The following is a 16,527-nucleotide window of genomic DNA, read 5'->3' as shown; positions in this document are numbered from 1 at the left end:
ATGGCAAGATATAGAGGTCCAGTAGAAAAAATCGAAAGAAGATTTGGAGTTAGCCTAAACCTTAAAGGTGAGCGTCGTTTAGCAGGTAAATCTGCTTTAGATAAACGTCCTTACGGTCCTGGTCAACATGGTCAACGTCGTAAAAAGATTTCTGAGTATGGTTTACAACTTAACGAGAAACAAAAAGCAAAATTCATGTATGGTGTTTCTGAAAAACAATTCCGTGCACTATTTGATGAAGCTAAAAGAAGAGAAGGGAATACAGGTACAAACCTTGTAACTCTAATCGAACAAAGACTTGATAACTTAGTATACAGAATGGGATTTGCAACTACTCGTAGATTTGCACGTCAGCTTGTTACTCACGGTCACATTTTAGTTGACGGTAAAAAAGTTGATATTCCATCATTCCGTGTTAAACCAGGTCAAAAAATTGAAGTTCGTGAATCAAGCAAACAAAATGCTCAAATTCAAAGAGCTATCGAATTAACAAACCAAACAGGTCTTGCTCCATGGGTTGACATCGATGCTGCTAAAGTTTTCGGTATTTTTACTCGTTTACCAGAGCGTGAAGAAGTTGTTATTCCTGTAGAAGAGCGTTTAATCGTTGAGCTTTACTCGAAATAATAATTAATAAAAAAGGCGTAAAAGAATGAAAAAGATTAAAACTACTCCACTTGCTCCTCAAGAGTTTGAGGTAGAACAAATTAGTGAGAATGAAGCAAATATCATAGCATATCCTTTTGAAACAGGATACGCTATATCTTTAGCTCATCCACTTCGCCGTTTTCTATTAAGCAGCTCAGTTGGTTATGCTCCTGTTGCTATTAAAATTGAAGGTGCAAAACACGAATTCGATTCAGTTCGTGGTATGCTTGAGGATATCTCAGATTTTATTTTAAATCTTAAAGAGATCCGCTTCAAACTTAACAATGAAGCAACAGAAGCTGAAATTAATTATAGCTTTGCTGGTCCATGTACTATTACTGGTGCAGATTTAAACAACAGTGAAGTTGAAGTTGTAACTCCAGAGGCTCATTTAGCTACTTTAAATGAAGACTCTACTCTTAACTTCAGTATCAAAATTGCGCAAGGTATTGGATATGTTGCGAGTGAAGATACGTATGAAGACTTAGGAGAAGGTTACATCGCTTTAGATGCTTACTTTACTCCTGTAAGAAGTGCAACGTATAAAATTGAGAATGTTCTTGTTGAAGACAATCCAAATTTTGAGAGAGTTGTAATGAACATCAAAACTGATGGTCAAATCTCTCCTGTTGATGCGTTCAGAAACTCTTTAGAAGTTATGTATGCACAACTTGCTGTGTTTAACTCAGAGATCAGTATCAAAGCTCCAACAACAATTGAGAGAGTTGAAGAGTCACCGGACCTTAAAAAACTAACTACAAACATTGATAGTTTAGGTTTAAGTGCTCGTAGTTTTAACTGCCTTGATCGCTCAAATATTAAACTAATAGGTGAAATTGTACTTATGAGTACAAATGATCTTAAAAATGTAAAAAATCTTGGTAAAAAATCTTACGATGAAATCGTAGAGAAAGTTCAAGAGTTTGGTTTTACAGTTGGTGCTGATTTAGCTGATGATGTAGTTACTGCATTAAAAAAGAAAATTGAAGCAGCTGCTAAATAGTCTGCTTAAAGAAAAGAGGAAGAAGATATGAGACATCGTCATGGATATCGTAAACTTGGACGTACAAGTGCTCACCGTAAAGCACTTTTACAAAACCTAAGTATTTCGTTAATTGAACATGGTAAGATTGAAACTACTGCTGTTAAAGCAAAAGAGCTTCGTTCTTACGTTGAAAAACTTATCACTGTAGCTGGTAAAGGTGATAGCAATGCTCACAGAGCTGTATTTGCTTCATTACAAAACAAAGAAGCTACAAAGAAACTTGTAAACGAAGTTGCGCCTAAATATGTAGAGCGTGCTGGTGGTTATACAAGAATCGTTAGAACTCGTATTCGTCGTGGTGATGCTACACCAATGGCTTTTATCGAACTAGTATAAGCTTTTCTAAACGCAGTATTTAGCTGCGTTTATCCCCTTCAAACCTTCCAAATCCTAAAATACTTTATCAAGGACTAACTATGAGTAGTTTCGCATTTGGAACTTACAGAGTAAGTGATCAAAATCCTTTACATATTCAAGCTTTAAAAGAAGCGTTATATTCAGGTATTAAACTAATCGATACATCATCTAACTATACAGATGGTGGGGCTGAGCGTGCAATTGCAAAAGCTTTAGGCTCTATTGAAGAGGAATATCGGGATGTTGAGATTGTAAGCAAGTTTGGCTACATTCAAGGCACAAATATGCAACTTCATCAAGAGAAGCCTTTTGAAGATGTTGTGGAATACTCTCCTGAATGTTATCATTCAATAGCACCTTCGTTTATGCGTGATCAGTTAAACAGATCACTAGAAAGATTAGAGTTAAATAAGATAGATTGTTATCTATTGCATAATCCTGAATACTATATTTATGATGCAATTAATAAAGATATTGCAAAAGAGGAAAGATTAGAAGAACTTTATAAGCGTATCTACAAAGTGTTTGTAGCTTTAGAACAAGAAGTTGCAAATAATACAATCGGATCGTATGGAATCAGTTCAAACTCTTTTTCAAAAGAGAGTACAGCAGATGATTTTTTACCTTATGAAGATTTGATCACACTTGCACAAAATGCAGCAATAGAAGCAGGTAATGACAAGCATAGTTTCACAACCCTGCAATTACCAATTAACTTGTTGGAAAAAGAGGGAGTAGAGTGCGCTAAATGGGCAAAAAAGAATGGTCTGAGAGTACTTGTAAACCGTCCACTGAATGCTTTTCATAACGGTTTAATGTTTCGTCTGGCTGATTATGATGAGCCGATAGATTATTATCAAAACCTAAACGAACTCTTAGAAGTATGTGACACAGAATTACTGCAGCCTCTTTTTAATCTGGTAGAGCAGATGGATGCAAATAAACATAAATTTGGATGGATCGGAGATTACGAATTGTTTGTAAACTCTCAAGTCCTTCCAAATATAACCAAGATGATTGAAAATGTAAGTGAAGGAGTAATTGAAACTCTCTTGACATACATAGATAAATTTTTAGTCTCTTACAGAGCAATGGTGGCTTTTGAATGTTCAATATCTACAAGAGTACAACTAAAGAATTTAGTTGGGAATTGTGAGAAAAAATTACAAGAGTGTGCATTTGATTTTTTACAAAATCTTGAGAGTGTCGATTTTATATTGGTTGGGATGAGAAAACCTAGCTACGTAGCGGAAACACTAACTTTAAAAGAGTAGCTAAACGTATATTTTTAGCACTTGTTAAGTGATTTTATCATATTTTATGATAATAAAAATATAGAAGGATAGAAATGATTCCATTTTCAGATGAAGAACTAATAGATCCTGTAAAAGCAGTAATCGAAAAAGTTAGACCATCATTAGCATTAGACGGTGGAGACATCGATTTTATTACAGTAAAAAATGGGAATGTATATGTTCAATTAAAAGGGGCATGTGTAGGCTGCTCTTCAAGTGGGACTACTCTTAAATATGGAGTTGAACGTCAATTAAGAATGGATATCCATCCGGAACTTAACGTTATAAATGTACCGTTTGGGATGGAAAACGATATAGATAATCTATAAGGATTTAATTAAAAAATGACAAATATTAGTAAACATAAAATATTGGATCAAGCTAAAGAGAGTTTTTCGCAAGAGGACTATAAAAGAGCTCTAGAAAAATTCGCTGAAGTTTTACAGAACTTTCCAAACTCTAAAGAGGCTTATAATGGCGTCATTTTGTCGGAAATGGCTTTGAGTGGAGAGACTGGAGCTGAGGCTTTATTTGATTATTATGAGATACTAAAAGAAGAAGATACTGAAGAAGCTGATGCAATTATGAGTGAGATCCTAAAAAATATGGATGGTACTCTTGAAGAATTAGGCAAAGCATTTACACAACCGCTTCGTGAAAGACTAGAGTTTGAAGATGGGATTTTATACAGCGATTTTCAAAAACTTTTAGAAAATGGCGGTGACTTTAAAGAGATTTTTGAAAACATTATGTTTTCAACTCGTGTGATCATTTCAGAAAGAGATGATTTTATAGATTTTTTAGAGAAACTGATTGAGAATGATTTTGCCGAGATGGCTTTGAATTATCTTGAAAGTGCTTTAAGCGTATACCCAAGTGATGAACTACTACAAAAATTACTAAAAAAACTAGCAAAAGCTAAGGGAAAAAAAGCTTGAAAATTGCCTTACCAGATCGTGAATTTAAATATGTAACGGAAAACTCGCAAGAGTGTGACAATGAAACAGCTTTTGTTCTTACAACTCAAAATGAAAAATACCTTCAAAATGCAAAAGATAACGGTGCACACTCGATTATCAAAGTAGAAGAGATAGCAGAACTTTTTGGTGTAAATGATATTAAAATTGTTGGAATTACTGGAACAAACGGTAAAACTACAACTGCAAGTGCTCTTTATTCATTTTTGCTTGACCTTGGATATAAAGTGGCAATGCAGGGAACCCGCGGGCTTTTTATCAATGATGAAGTGATTGAGGGCAAGACACTTACTACACCATCTGTTTTAAATACTTACAGACATATCTATACAGCACGTGAGATGGGATGTGATTTTTTTATTATGGAAGTAAGCTCTCACGCTATTGTGCAAAAGCGTATAGAAGGGCTTCCTTTTGAACTTAAAATCCTTACAAATATTACTCAGGATCATCTTGATTATCATAAAACACTAGAGGAATATATAGCTGTAAAAAATAGTTTCTTTCAGGATGAGGGTAAAAAACTTATCAACAAAGATGAGGAAAAAGCGAAGTTCAATTTTAAAAATACGTATACATACGGGATTGAAAACCCGGCAACATACAAGCTTATGGCATATTCTTTAAATGATGGAAGTAGCGGTATTATTCAACATTTTCAAGAGATAGTACCTTTTACTGCATCACTTCATGGCTTTTTTAATCTCTATAATCTAATGGCGGCAATCTCAGCAGCGCATTTGCTTACAGGAAAAAAACTTGAAGAGATTGCAGAAGTGGTTGATAACTTTGCAGGTGTTAGCGGAAGGATGGAGCAGGTAAGTGAACTTCCGAACGTTATTGTAGATTTCGCTCATACTCCTGACGGTATGGCACAGGTACTTAATGCGTTAAAAGAAAAAGAGTTAATTGTAGTTTTTGGTGCAGGTGGCGACAGAGATAAAAGCAAACGTCCTCTTATGGGCAGGGTCGCAACAAACCTGGGTAAAAAAGTTATTATTACAAGTGACAATCCAAGATTTGAAGAACCGGAAGCTATTGTAGATGATATCCTCTCTGGTATAGAAGACAAAAGTAATGTAACAGTAGAGTTAAACCGTAAAAAAGCTATTGAGCTTGCACTTGATATGCAAGAGGAAGATGAAGTGGTAGTCATCCTTGGAAAAGGGGATGAAACTTATCAAATTATTTACGATCAAAAACTTCCGTTTGATGATCGTGAAGTTGTAAGAGAATTACTTAATTTAAAGTAATCTCTTAAAATCTGTAGTTTATACCAACATACACACCATTTTGGTGTGATGATGGAGAAGTAGTTGACGTATTTAAATCAGTTTTTTGATAAGAAAGATATTTATACTCGTAAGCTAGTTCAAGTTCAAAACTCTCGCCAAGTGGAAGCAGTGTACCGAGAGTTCCGTTAAAAGAACCGTAACTGATCGATTTTGCATTTGTTCTTGCTGTAGAGCTCATTTTTCCTGCTCCAAAACCGACTCTTGCAAATGGAATTACATAAATATCAAAATCCCATGCTTTCATAAGTTCAATGTCAAAACCGTATTTTTCTTTATCTGTCGAATTTAAAATGGCAGAAGTGTTGTCAATATAGTTTAAAGAGAATTCAACAGCGTAAGCCGTTTGTTCTCCGTATCCTATTTTTAATTTTGCTCCATTGTTATTGACATTTTTAGATACATTATTGAGAGTAATTGATTCATTAACGTAGGTATAACCAGTTCCTATATAAAATGATGATTCGGCAAAAATAGTTGAAGATAAAAGTAAAATTGATGCAAAGAGCTTTTTCATAATTTGTGTAACTTTCTGTGTTGGAATAATGCGAAATTATATCCAAAAACTTACATAGAAGCTTAAAAAACAAAATTTATTTACCTCTCTTAGAAAAGGGGCGAAGAATTTTGGTATAATTGCGAAAAAAAATAAGGAATGACTTTATGGGTATCCCTCAACCAGCTTTTTATATATTTAAATGTGAGCAATCAGCTCCTCCAGGTATGCCAAAGCCATCGTGTGTTACACCACAGACTCAAGACCTTTTCCAACACCTTGCACAAAGCCTAATGAAACAAGGTATTATGGGAACAGTACAGCCAATCAGAACATCTTGTATGAACAGATGTCAAATGGGACCTGTTATGTTAGTTGAACCGGGTCATACTATGTATGCTGGATTAACTAAAGAAAAAATTGATAGAATCATAGAAGAACATATCCTAGGCGGAAATGTTGTAGAAGAATATGTAATTCCTCAAGAGATGTGGGATGCACCTATTTCGCCTGCAGATATGAAACAACAGATGGGAATGTAATATATGCAGATTGAAATGCTTTACAGCAAAATTCATCGTGCTACTGTTACAGATGCAAATCTTAACTATGTAGGTTCGATTACTATCGATGAAGAGCTTTTAGAAGCTTCTAAGATGAGAGTTGGACAAAAAGTTGAGATCCTTAACATCAACAACGGTGAAAGATTTTCTACATATATCATCTTGGGTGAGCGTGGGAAACGTGATATTTGTCTTAACGGTGCAGCTGCAAGAAAAGTGCATAAAGGGGATAAAGTTATCATTGTTGCGTACGCTACATTTGATGATAAAGAGTTAGAAAACTACAAACCGACAGTAGTATTACTTAATGATGAAAATAACATTGATGAAGTTGTAGAGAGTATATAATGTTTAACGGTATGGGTGATTTAAGTGAGATGCTAAAAGGTTTTGAGCAACAAGCACAGAACCTCAAAGATGAACTTGCTAAAAAAACTTTTTCTGTAAAAACCGGTGGTGGTATGGTAGAACTTACACTCAACGGAAATGGGGAAGTGATAGACCTCAATATCGATGACGAACTCTTAGAAGATAAAGATTCTTTACAAATCTTACTTATTGGTGCTATTAACGATGCCAATAAGATGGTGCAACAAAATCAACAACAAAGTGCAATGGGTATGCTTGGCGGCATGAACCCTTTTGGTGGGAGCAAATAGGTGTATTTACGCCTGTTATTCCTACTCAGCTTTCTCTTTTTAAATCTTCACGCTTGTAAAAATGGCTACTTTTCATGTGTAGCAAAAGTAAAAGATTCCACTTCAATTCAAAAAAACTCTATTTCAATTCCAATTAAAAACAATAAACGACTTGTTTATTCACAACAAATACCAAATGCAAAAATTTACAAACACGATCCATTTTTAAACCTTTATATCATTGAAGACAAAAAACATTTTAAATACCCTTTTGATATTAATATGCGCTTGCAATTAGGCACTGCAGCCGTTACCGATAAAACTTTTAAAGAGGGTAAAGTTCTTAAAGAACAGGTAGGACTTAATACACTCGGGATTTATAGTGCAAAGATGAAAACTCCTGCACTGATTACGAGTTCTTGTTGTGCGTTAGAGGGAATCCTTACTCCTGGTGGTTTTATAGACAAATACTATCTCAATAATTTTATAACAAAAAAAAGTGCCGATTACGGTGATATAGGTATTCGTGTTAAAGATCAAAAAGGATGCATAAAAATTGTAGCGAGCAATCCTTATTTGAAAAACAATCCTTTAAAACGAGGGGATTGTGTAATAGGATTTGACGGAAAGAAAGTATCTTCTGCCGCACAGCTTATGAGAAACATACTTTTTAGTACAGTGGGCTCAAAACATACGATCAAAGTTAAAAGAGATAAAAAAGTTTTAGACTTTAATGTAGAAGCATACAAAAGAACAGGTGGCGGAGAAGTAAGCGATACATTTTTAGAGTTCCGAGGTATCTTTTTTAACAAAAAACTTCACATAGTAGGGCTGAATCAGTATTTTAAAGACTATGGAATGCAACTTGGTGACAGACTCATTCAGGTAAACGGCGTGCAAGTGAAAAATCAAGATGAACTTAGAGAATATGTAGAGAATTTCAAAGATTTTTCAAGACTGCTTTTCGAGAGAAAAAATTTCCAATTTTTTGTAAATATTAAGTAGGTTAATTATATAATTTCTTATGCAAAAATTTGAAGCTTTTTTATTAGACCATCTACCGACGTCAACATCGATACACCCGACGTATGAAGCAGCTTTGCAAGAGATGTTAAAAGCTGGTGGAAAACGTTTTCGTCCGGCACTTTTACTCGGTGTGGTAAAAGCTTTAAATCCTTTGATGTTAGAGAGTGCAAGATATGCTGCATATGCGATTGAATTGCTTCATACATACTCATTAATTCATGATGATTTACCTGCAATGGATGACTCACCTCTTCGTCGCGGGAAACCTACACTGCATGTTGTGTATGATGAAGTGACTGCTATTTTGGTAGGAGATGCACTTAATACTTACTCTTTTGAAGTGTTAAGCAATGCACCTTTTAGCGATGCTATAAAAGTGAAACTAATTCGTGAGCTTGCATCTAACGGTGGGCTTAACGGTATGGTGCTTGGACAGGCGATAGACTGTTACTTTGAAAACAAGCCGCTCAAAGTGGAAGATATTAAAGTACTTCATACAAATAAAACTGCAAAGCTTATTGCAGCTTCGATGAAGATGGGTGCACTTATCTGCGGTAATGAAGAATTAGCTGATACACTTTACGAATTTGGTATAAAACTTGGTATTTTATTTCAGATCCAAGACGATATTTTAGATGTAACTCAAAGTAGTGAAGAGGCTGGAAAATTAACGAACAACGATGAGGATAAAAATAGTTTTGTAACTATTTTAGGTTTAGATGAGACAATGAAAGAAGCTAATATTTTAGCTGATGAATTATTAGAAGAGATAGAAAGTTTTGATGAGAGTTTACGTAGTGAATTGTCACCAATACTTACAAAATACATAAACAGACACAAGGACAAATAATGAGCGATAATATTATGCGCAAAAAGATGGCGGACTCTATTAGATTTTTAGCAGCAGATATGGTTCAAGCTGCAAATTCAGGTCACCCAGGTGCACCTATGGGACTTGCAGATATTGCTGTAGTTTTAAGTGAACACTTAAACCATAATCCTAAAAACCCTTCATGGTTAAACCGTGACAGATTAGTATTCTCAGGTGGGCATGCTACAGGGCTTATCTATTCACTTTATTACCTATGGGGATATGGTTTAGAGATAGAAGATCTAAAAAACTTCCGTCAATTAGATTCAAAAACACCTGGCCATCCGGAGTATGGACATACAAAAGGTGTTGAGATTACAACTGGTCCTCTTGGTCAAGGTGTTGCAAATGCAGTAGGTTTCTCTATGGCGAGTAAATTTATGGCTGCTCAAGTAAACAGCGATACTGCAGATTTAATTGACCATAATGTATATTGTTTATGTGGAGATGGAGATTTAGAAGAAGGTATCTCTTACGAAGCGTGTTCAATCGCAGGACACAATAAGTTAGATAATCTGATTGTTATTTACGATTCTAACTGTATTACGATCGAAGGATGTACAGACCTGAGTATTTCTGAAAATATCCGTGGAAGATTTGAATCTCAAGGTTGGGAAGTTTTAGAGTGTGACGGTCATAACTACGATGCCATCGATATCGCTCTTACTGCTGCAAAAGCATCTCCTAAACCAGCTATTATCATTGCACATACAACTATCGCAAAAGGTGCAGGTGAGTTAGAGGGAAGTCACCATTCACATGGTGCACCGTTAGGTGATGAAATTATTGCTGAAGCAAAAAAAGCAGCAGGTTTTGATCCTGAGAAAAAATTCTTTGTTTCAGAAGATGTTATGGCAAGATTCAGATGTGCAATCGAAAAAGGTGACTTAGCTGAGCGTGAATGGATTCACCGTCAAAAAACTATGCCACTTTTAGAGCAAAATGAAGTTTTAGCTTCTTTAGAGAATCCTGATCTTTCTCGTATTGACTATCCGACTTTTGATAAAGCTGATGCTACAAGAAGTACAAACGGTAAAATTATGAATGCAATTGCTAAAGCAATTCCAAGTTTCTTAGGCGGTAGTGCAGACTTAAGCCCGTCAAACAAAACAGACCTAAAAGATATGGGAGTATTTCCAAAAGGAAGAAACATCTATTTCGGTATCCGTGAACATGCAATGGCTTCAATTACAAATGCTATTGCATTATATGGTCCTTTAATGCCGTTTAGTGCTACATTCTTTGTATTTTCAGATTACCTAAAACCAGCTGCACGTATTGCAGCACTTAGTGGAATTCAACAGTTCTTTATCTGGACACACGATAGTATCGGTGTTGGTGAAGACGGCCCGACTCACCAGCCGATCGAACACCTATCACAATTCCGTTCATTACCGAACTTTTATGTATGGCGTCCTGCAGACGGTGCAGAAAATGTTGAAGCTTGGAAAAAAGCTCTAGAGATGACAAAATCTCCTTCGGCATTTGTATGTTCACGTCAGAACCTTTCAATTTTACCAGTTGCGGTAAAAGGGGAAGCTTCAAAAGGTGGTTACTTACTTGCAAGTGATGCAGATGCTACAATCACCTTAATGGCATCTGGTAGTGAAGTACAGTTAGCACTTGATGTAAAAGCAAAACTAAACGAGCAAGGTGAGAAAGTAAACGTTGTTTCTGTACCTTGTTACGATCTTTTCATTGAACAAGATAAATCTTATATTGATGAGATCATCGCTCCAAATACGAAAAAAGTTGCAATTGAAGCTGCCCGCGGATTAGAGTGGTACCGTTTAGCTGATGAAGTTATCGGAATGGACAGTTTCGGTGCTTCAGCTCCTGCAGAACAATTATTTGAGAAATTTGGTTTCTCAGTTGATGCAGTAATCGCAAAAATCAAATAATTTCTCTTTAACTCCCTTTTGGGAGTTGATTCTTTTCCTCTTTTATATTTCAACTTTTTAAAATTTTCAGAATTAAAAGTAACAACACAAAAATTTAAAACTTTCATGTTCATCATAAAAAGGTTCTTCTTAATGGAACTCTTTTAAAAATTGTTCAAACTCATCCAGTTTAATTGGTTTTGAATAATAATAACCTTGTACTTGACTAACGCCAAGTTCTCTAAGTATTTCAATATGCTCTTTTGTTTCTGAGCCTTCGGCAACCACTTTTCTGTTTAGAGATTTAGATAACGCAATGATTGATGCTACAATAGCTTTGTCATCTTCATCTTTATCTATATCAAGAACGAAACTTTTATCGATTTTAATCGTATTTGCAGGAAGTTGTTTTAGGTAACTCAATGATGAATACCCTGTTCCAAAATCATCAATAGAAAGTTTAATACCCAGGGCACTGATTTTACGCAGCATCTCTAGGGAAGAGTCAATATTGTTCATAACTTGTGTCTCTGTTATTTCTAAGTCTATAAACTCTTTTGCTAGTCCAATATCATTAACTATCGATATCAAGTCTTTTAAAAAATAACTTTGTTCTAATTGTCTACTGGAGATGTTAATAGATACTTCAAGATCATCATAACCTGAGTCATGTAATTTTTTTGTATCTTCAAGAGCTTGTCTAATAACCCATAGTCCTATGTTGTAGATTTGACCGTTATCTTCAGCCTTAGGTATAAACAGCTCCGGTCCGATAAAGCCAAGTTCCGGATGAATCCATCTTATGAGTGCTTCCATCCCGTAAACAGTATTTGTTTCTATATTGACTTTAGGCTGATACGTAAGATGAAACTCATTGTTTTCCAATGCAGTGTGCAAGGCATTCTCTATTTTCATTTTTTCGGCAATAGATTTATTCATAGATGCAGAAAAAAACTCATAACCGTTTTTCCCGTGACGTTTAACGTGATACATAGCTGTATCGGCTAAACGTATCATCTCATCATAAGTTTTTGCATCATCGGGATATATGCTAATCCCTATACTTACACCGGAAAAAAACTCTGTATTATTTAGTAAAAATGGCTGTTTAAATATATCTACAATTTTTTGTGCCAAGACTCCCAAACTACTTACTGAGTGCCAGTCTTGAATTATAATGGCAAACTCATCACCGCCAAACCTTCCCAGTGTATCTTCCTCTCTAAGGATACTTTTTATTCTTAAAGCAGCATCTTTTAAGAATTGATCACCCATTAAGTGACCTAAGGTGTCGTTAATGTTTTTGAAATTATCCAGATCGATAAAAAAGAGTGCGATCTGTGTATGATGTCTTTTTGCAATACTGATATAGTGTTCAAGCCTTTCTTGAAACAATGTTTTATTTGGCAGTTTTGTTAATGCATCATAATAGGCCAAATTGTTAATTATTTTCTCTTGCTCTTTTCTATGTGTAACATCACTGGATATGGCAATGTAGTTCATGATCTCATCATTTTGTTTTACAGCAATTATAGAGCTCTCTGATATATATGTTTCCCCGTTTTTTTTACGATCAACAATCTCACCTTGCCAACTTCCGTAAGTGTTTATGTCTGCCCACATCCGTTTGTAAAACTCTTTATCGTGCCAACCGGAACTTAAAAGATTCGGTGTTTTTCCAAGAAGTTCCTTCTCTGTATAACCGGTGATTTTAGAAAAACTGTCATTGAATTTTAAGATATGTTGCTTTGAATCTGTAATAAGTACACCGTCAGTCATATTTGAAAACACTTTGGAAGAGAGAAGCAGTTCGTTTTCAGCTTGTTTGCGTTCACTTATGTCACGTAACAAAACAAAAAAACGTCCCCCGTCTATTTCTGTAAAACTAACCGATACTTCTACGGGGTATCTCTCCCCATTTTTTTTAATATGTGTCGTCTCAAATGTTTCATTGCCATATTTAATGATATGTTCAATATGTTTCTTGGTTTCTTCTTCAGACTCTATAGCTTCAACAGCTTGTATATGCATAGATAACAATTCGTCTATAGAGTACCCTGACATTTTACTGTAAGAGGCGTTGACTTCTAAAAAGTTCCCCTCTGTATCTGCCATCCAATAACCGTCATTTGTTGTTTCAAGGATGGCATTGTGATAAATATTTTCTTGTTCTTGTTCATTAAAAATCTTTTGAAATTCTGTAAGAGTTGCTTTAAGAGTATATTTTGTAAGCTGGTTTATCTCTATATAAATTTCATAGTCTGAAACATTGTTTGCAAAAAAAGATTTGAGTATAGAGTTTTCAAGTTCAAGAGGCAGTAAAAAAATTTTATCAGGTGTAGCGTGATGCTTTAGCATCAATTTTATGTAAGCAGGGATAATAGTACAATTTTCAAGATCGGTTTTTTCTAATATTTGATCGAGATAACAATCAAATAATAGGGTCGCAAAAAGACTTCTAAACTCATCAATTTCAATGCCGTAAGCATTTAAAATAATGCTGGTATCTTTAGAGTTTAACCAAGCATCAATTATCTTTTCTTTATTGTGTATCAAAAGGTCAATTATCTGAGCTGTTTTTTTGAATTTCACTACAATACCTAAGAGAATTTTTTAGATTATAACCTAATATAATATTTCAATCAAGTCTAAGATAAGTTTCAATTTTATAGATAGGATAAAATTTTTACACCTAAAAAGATAATTCCTAAAAATAAAACCGAAGAGATAAGGACTAACGCAGTGACAACTTTCGGTTCACAATCATAGAGTGAAGCAAGATTAACGTTGGCTACGGCAAGAGGCATAAGCAGTTCTATGAAAATAATTCCTTTGATCATCGGATCGAGTTCTATAAAAGAGAGTACTCCAATAGCTAAAATAGGAAGCAGTAAAAATTTAAAACTAAGAATCCAGCTGATGAGTGTTTTATTGATCTCGTTTATTTTTGTACCGTAGAGATAGATACCGAATAAAAACAGCTGCATAGTCATAGAAGCATAAGCTCCCATCATTAGCATATTCATAATAGTTTCAGAGGGTTTATAGTTTGCTACGCTGAGTATGATCGCTATGATTGCAGCCCAAAGTATTGGAAGTTTCACAATATTCATGAGGGATGTTTTAACATCAAAGCTTCCGCGGGAGTAGTAGTATACCCCGATCGTATACACTACGAAAACATTCATAAGATTTACAACCGTCGTATACGGAATGGAAGCTTCACCGAATATGGCGATGTTTAGCGGGATTCCTAAGTTTCCGGTATTACCTATGAGTGCTGCGACCATCGCAATGGAGTACTCTTTTTTCTGAGTAAAGAGATAACGTGCAAATAAGGCTGATACGATCAGTGCAATAATGACAATAACCAAATAGATACTTGGTGCATAGAGTAGGGTGATATCTACAGGATGGATCAAAAGACCCCAAAATGTTAAAAACACTTGTAAAAAATAGACATTTAGCAGTGTGATCGTTTTATCGTCAATCTGCTCTTTGAAAACCCGTTTTGCAAGATAACCCATCACTATAAAAACATAGATACTTAAAATACTTAAAATAATTGAACTCATAACTCAAATTATAGTAAAATTCTACTATGCAAACAATAGAAGAGATAGAACAAACAATAAAAGAAAATTTAGCGGTGATGGTGTATTTTTCCGCACCGACATGTAATGTGTGTCATGCACTCAAACCAAAACTACTTGAAGCGATAGATGCAAATTTTAAAGAGTTTGAAGTTGTGAGTGTTGATGTCTCAGAAGCTCAAGAAGTAGCTGCACACTTTAGTGTATTCGCCATTCCTACGGTACTTGTGTTTTTAGACGGCAGAGAGTTTTTGAGAAAGTCTCGTCACATGTCTGTTGATGAGGTAATCCGTGAGATTAAACGTCCTTATGAGATTATGATCTCATAAAGGCGATCAAAGAAGCAGTTACTGCAACGTTGAGCGATTCAACGCCTCGATTCATAGGGATGATTAAAGAGTCGTTACACAGGCTAATCACCTCTTTACTTACCCCTTCACTCTCATTTCCAAGAATAAAAACAGATTTTTTCTCTAGAGTTAGATCGTAAATAGAGTTTTTAGCCTCAAGTGAGAGTGCATATATTTTTGCTTCATTTAGCTGTGGTAAAACATCCTCTAATGTATTACAAAAGTAGATCGGAATTTTAAACAGTGTTCCGGCACTCGCTTTTATAACAAGAGGGGAGATTTTGGCAGAGTTTTTCTTCGGCAAAATTATTCCGTCAACATTTCCCGCTGCACAACTGCGGATAATCATTCCTAGATTTTGAGGATTCTGTACACCGTCAAGTGCAATTAATTTGTACGATTGCAAATCTTTAATCGCTTCTGCACTTTGATATGTTTTTGAAAAGATATCGATTGCAACACCCTGGTCCTGTTTTGCATTTTTACTGATGCGGCTGAGGGCATTTTTTTCATGGTAAGTAATTTCTATATTTCGTTTTTTTGCCAATTGCATAATTTTATTAATTGCACCGTCAGGCTTATTTGATTTTGCTAAATGAAGTTTGTGTACTTCAATAGAATCATCTTGTAAAACTTCTACAACGACATTGCGCCCGTAAAGCGTAATCAGTTTGTCAAAAAATGCTTTTTTATTTTTATACTCTTGTGAATCTTGGTTCATTCTACGATCTCATATACTATTTCTGTTTTGTTTTTTGTTTTTTTGATCTCTTTAACCTTGAGGTTTTCGATCTCCAGTTTGTTGAACTCTTCTAAAGAGCTAATTCCTGCACGTGCCACTTCACGTAACACTATCCCGCGGTATGCTTTTGCCCAGTGTGAAACTGTTTTCCCATCTTTTAAAAACTTAAGTGTTGTATAGGGCTGGTTTGTTTTGTAAAATTTGTCATAATACCCCGCACGCAGATCTAAAATATCACTGCTGCCAAGATAAAGATCCAACTGGTAAGAAAAACGATCTTTGTAAAATTTATCCGGTTCAATCTCTCCGATAGAATTTCCCTGCTTCACTTTATAGTTTGCAATCTTGTCTCCACCTCGAAGCGGTCCGTAAAGATTTGAGAAGATAATAGTATTTTCTTTGAGGTAGTTTTGTGCATCTTGATCTAAAGATGTGTACTCAAGATAGTCATAGGCTACCCCGTCGTATCTTTCAATGGCACTCATCAGGGGTGCTTGAAATATATCCTCAATATAAGGTTTGCAATCATCAAATTTTTTGATTCCAAACAGAGCTTTAATCTTTTCTTCGTCACCGCTGTTTACGATTTCGTTATATTTGTTTAATATCTCATCCCGAGCATCAGTTGCACCGAAGAGCTCTTGGCTAGTATGCTCTCCTCCACTGTTTTTCCCTTCAGAAGGTGAAAAAAGTATTTTTAACATCATCTCCCTTTTTTTAATAACATGATATAATCAAATAAAATCTTTTTAAA

General features: G+C 35.1%; 19 protein-coding genes. 14 read left to right on the top strand and 5 right to left on the bottom strand.

Translation table 11 applies throughout. The features are described 5' to 3' along the window. The 7 genes from rpsD (at position 1) to P6N22_RS06370 (ending at position 5,575) form a co-directional block, all read left to right on the top strand. A complete protein-coding gene (rpsD, locus tag P6N22_RS06400) occupies positions 1–627 on the top strand; it encodes a 30S ribosomal protein S4 (RefSeq protein WP_280331284.1) in 627 nt (208 codons plus the stop codon). Positions 628–652: 25 nt separating this feature from the next. Beyond that, a complete protein-coding gene (locus P6N22_RS06395) occupies positions 653–1,651 on the top strand; it encodes a DNA-directed RNA polymerase subunit alpha (RefSeq protein WP_280331282.1) in 999 nt (332 codons plus the stop codon). 27 nt (positions 1,652–1,678) lie between these two features. Further along, positions 1,679–2,029: a 50S ribosomal protein L17 gene (rplQ, locus tag P6N22_RS06390; protein WP_280331281.1), complete on the top strand. Its 351-nt coding sequence runs from the start codon at positions 1,679–1,681 to the stop codon at positions 2,027–2,029. An 80-nt stretch (positions 2,030–2,109) separates the two neighbouring features. Then, the gene (locus tag P6N22_RS06385) at positions 2,110–3,324 is read left to right on the top strand and encodes an aldo/keto reductase (RefSeq protein WP_280331279.1); all 1,215 of its coding nucleotides are present in this window, start codon (positions 2,110–2,112) and stop codon (positions 3,322–3,324) included. Between the two features lie 74 nt (positions 3,325–3,398). Next, complete coding sequence (locus P6N22_RS06380) at positions 3,399–3,674, top strand: NifU family protein (RefSeq protein ID WP_280331277.1); 276 nt, start codon at positions 3,399–3,401, stop codon at positions 3,672–3,674. A 15-nt stretch (positions 3,675–3,689) separates the two neighbouring features. Then, a complete protein-coding gene (locus P6N22_RS06375; protein ID WP_280331275.1) occupies positions 3,690–4,283 on the top strand; it encodes a hypothetical protein in 594 nt (197 codons plus the stop codon). Next, positions 4,280–5,575, top strand: coding sequence for a UDP-N-acetylmuramoyl-L-alanyl-D-glutamate--2,6-diaminopimelate ligase (locus tag P6N22_RS06370; protein ID WP_280331273.1), 1,296 nt, complete (start codon positions 4,280–4,282; stop codon positions 5,573–5,575). Before P6N22_RS06375 ends, P6N22_RS06370 begins: the two co-directional genes overlap by 4 nt. Before the next feature lie 4 nt (positions 5,576–5,579). Here the strand turns inward: P6N22_RS06370 and P6N22_RS06365 are convergent, their stop codons facing one another. Beyond that, positions 5,580–6,131: an outer membrane beta-barrel protein gene (locus P6N22_RS06365; protein WP_280331272.1), complete on the bottom strand. Its 552-nt coding sequence runs from the start codon at positions 6,129–6,131 to the stop codon at positions 5,580–5,582. Positions 6,132–6,277: 146 nt separating this feature from the next. On the opposite strand from P6N22_RS06365, the gene P6N22_RS06360 reads away from it, so the two are divergent. The 6 genes from P6N22_RS06360 to tkt are packed head-to-tail and all read left to right on the top strand — an operon-like array spanning position 6,278 to position 11,109. Beyond that, entirely contained in the window at positions 6,278–6,652 is a 375-nt protein-coding gene (locus tag P6N22_RS06360; protein WP_280331270.1) for a (2Fe-2S) ferredoxin domain-containing protein, read from the top strand. Positions 6,653–6,655: 3 nt separating this feature from the next. Beyond that, positions 6,656–7,021 (top strand): aspartate 1-decarboxylase, encoded by a 366-nt coding sequence (panD, locus tag P6N22_RS06355; protein ID WP_280331269.1) that lies wholly within the window; start codon positions 6,656–6,658, stop codon positions 7,019–7,021. Then, positions 7,021–7,332 (top strand): YbaB/EbfC family nucleoid-associated protein, encoded by a 312-nt coding sequence (locus P6N22_RS06350; protein WP_280331267.1) that lies wholly within the window; start codon positions 7,021–7,023, stop codon positions 7,330–7,332. Before panD ends, P6N22_RS06350 begins: the two co-directional genes overlap by 1 nt. Further along, entirely contained in the window at positions 7,333–8,316 is a 984-nt protein-coding gene (locus P6N22_RS06345) for a PDZ domain-containing protein (RefSeq protein WP_280331265.1), read from the top strand. It begins immediately after the preceding gene. Between the two features lie 19 nt (positions 8,317–8,335). Next, positions 8,336–9,187 (top strand): polyprenyl synthetase family protein, encoded by an 852-nt coding sequence (locus P6N22_RS06340; RefSeq protein ID WP_280331263.1) that lies wholly within the window; start codon positions 8,336–8,338, stop codon positions 9,185–9,187. Then, entirely contained in the window at positions 9,187–11,109 is a 1,923-nt protein-coding gene (gene tkt / locus P6N22_RS06335) for a transketolase (protein ID WP_280331261.1), read from the top strand. Before P6N22_RS06340 ends, tkt begins: the two co-directional genes overlap by 1 nt. 129 nt (positions 11,110–11,238) lie before the next feature. Here the strand turns inward: tkt and P6N22_RS06330 are convergent, their stop codons facing one another. Together P6N22_RS06330 and P6N22_RS06325 are read right to left on the bottom strand one after the other, a co-directional pair. Then, positions 11,239–13,680, bottom strand: a complete 2,442-nt coding sequence (locus P6N22_RS06330) for an EAL domain-containing protein (protein ID WP_280331259.1) — start codon at positions 13,678–13,680, stop codon at positions 11,239–11,241. A gap of 74 nt (positions 13,681–13,754) precedes the next feature. Next, positions 13,755–14,663: an AEC family transporter gene (locus P6N22_RS06325; RefSeq protein WP_280331257.1), complete on the bottom strand. Its 909-nt coding sequence runs from the start codon at positions 14,661–14,663 to the stop codon at positions 13,755–13,757. 26 nt (positions 14,664–14,689) lie between these two features. On the opposite strand from P6N22_RS06325, the gene P6N22_RS06320 reads away from it, so the two are divergent. Continuing rightward, positions 14,690–15,010, top strand: coding sequence for a thioredoxin family protein (locus tag P6N22_RS06320; protein WP_280331255.1), 321 nt, complete (start codon positions 14,690–14,692; stop codon positions 15,008–15,010). On the opposite strand, the gene P6N22_RS06315 is transcribed toward P6N22_RS06320, so the two are convergent. Both P6N22_RS06315 and P6N22_RS06310 read right to left on the bottom strand, forming a co-directional pair. Then, positions 14,997–15,752, bottom strand: coding sequence for an RNA methyltransferase (locus P6N22_RS06315; protein ID WP_280331253.1), 756 nt, complete (start codon positions 15,750–15,752; stop codon positions 14,997–14,999). The genes P6N22_RS06320 and P6N22_RS06315 overlap by 14 nt on opposite strands. Next, the gene (locus tag P6N22_RS06310) at positions 15,749–16,477 is read right to left on the bottom strand and encodes a YaaA family protein (protein ID WP_280331251.1); all 729 of its coding nucleotides are present in this window, start codon (positions 16,475–16,477) and stop codon (positions 15,749–15,751) included. The genes P6N22_RS06315 and P6N22_RS06310 overlap by 4 nt, the downstream gene beginning before the upstream one ends. Positions 16,478–16,527: the final 50 nt, after the last annotated feature.

It is taken from the genome of Sulfurimonas sp. C5 (genome assembly GCF_029872055.1).
Classification (GTDB): Bacteria; Campylobacterota; Campylobacteria; order Campylobacterales; family Sulfurimonadaceae; genus Sulfurimonas.
Note: the sequence above shows the minus strand (reverse complement) of the source record. Positions and strands in the feature narration are given on the sequence as shown.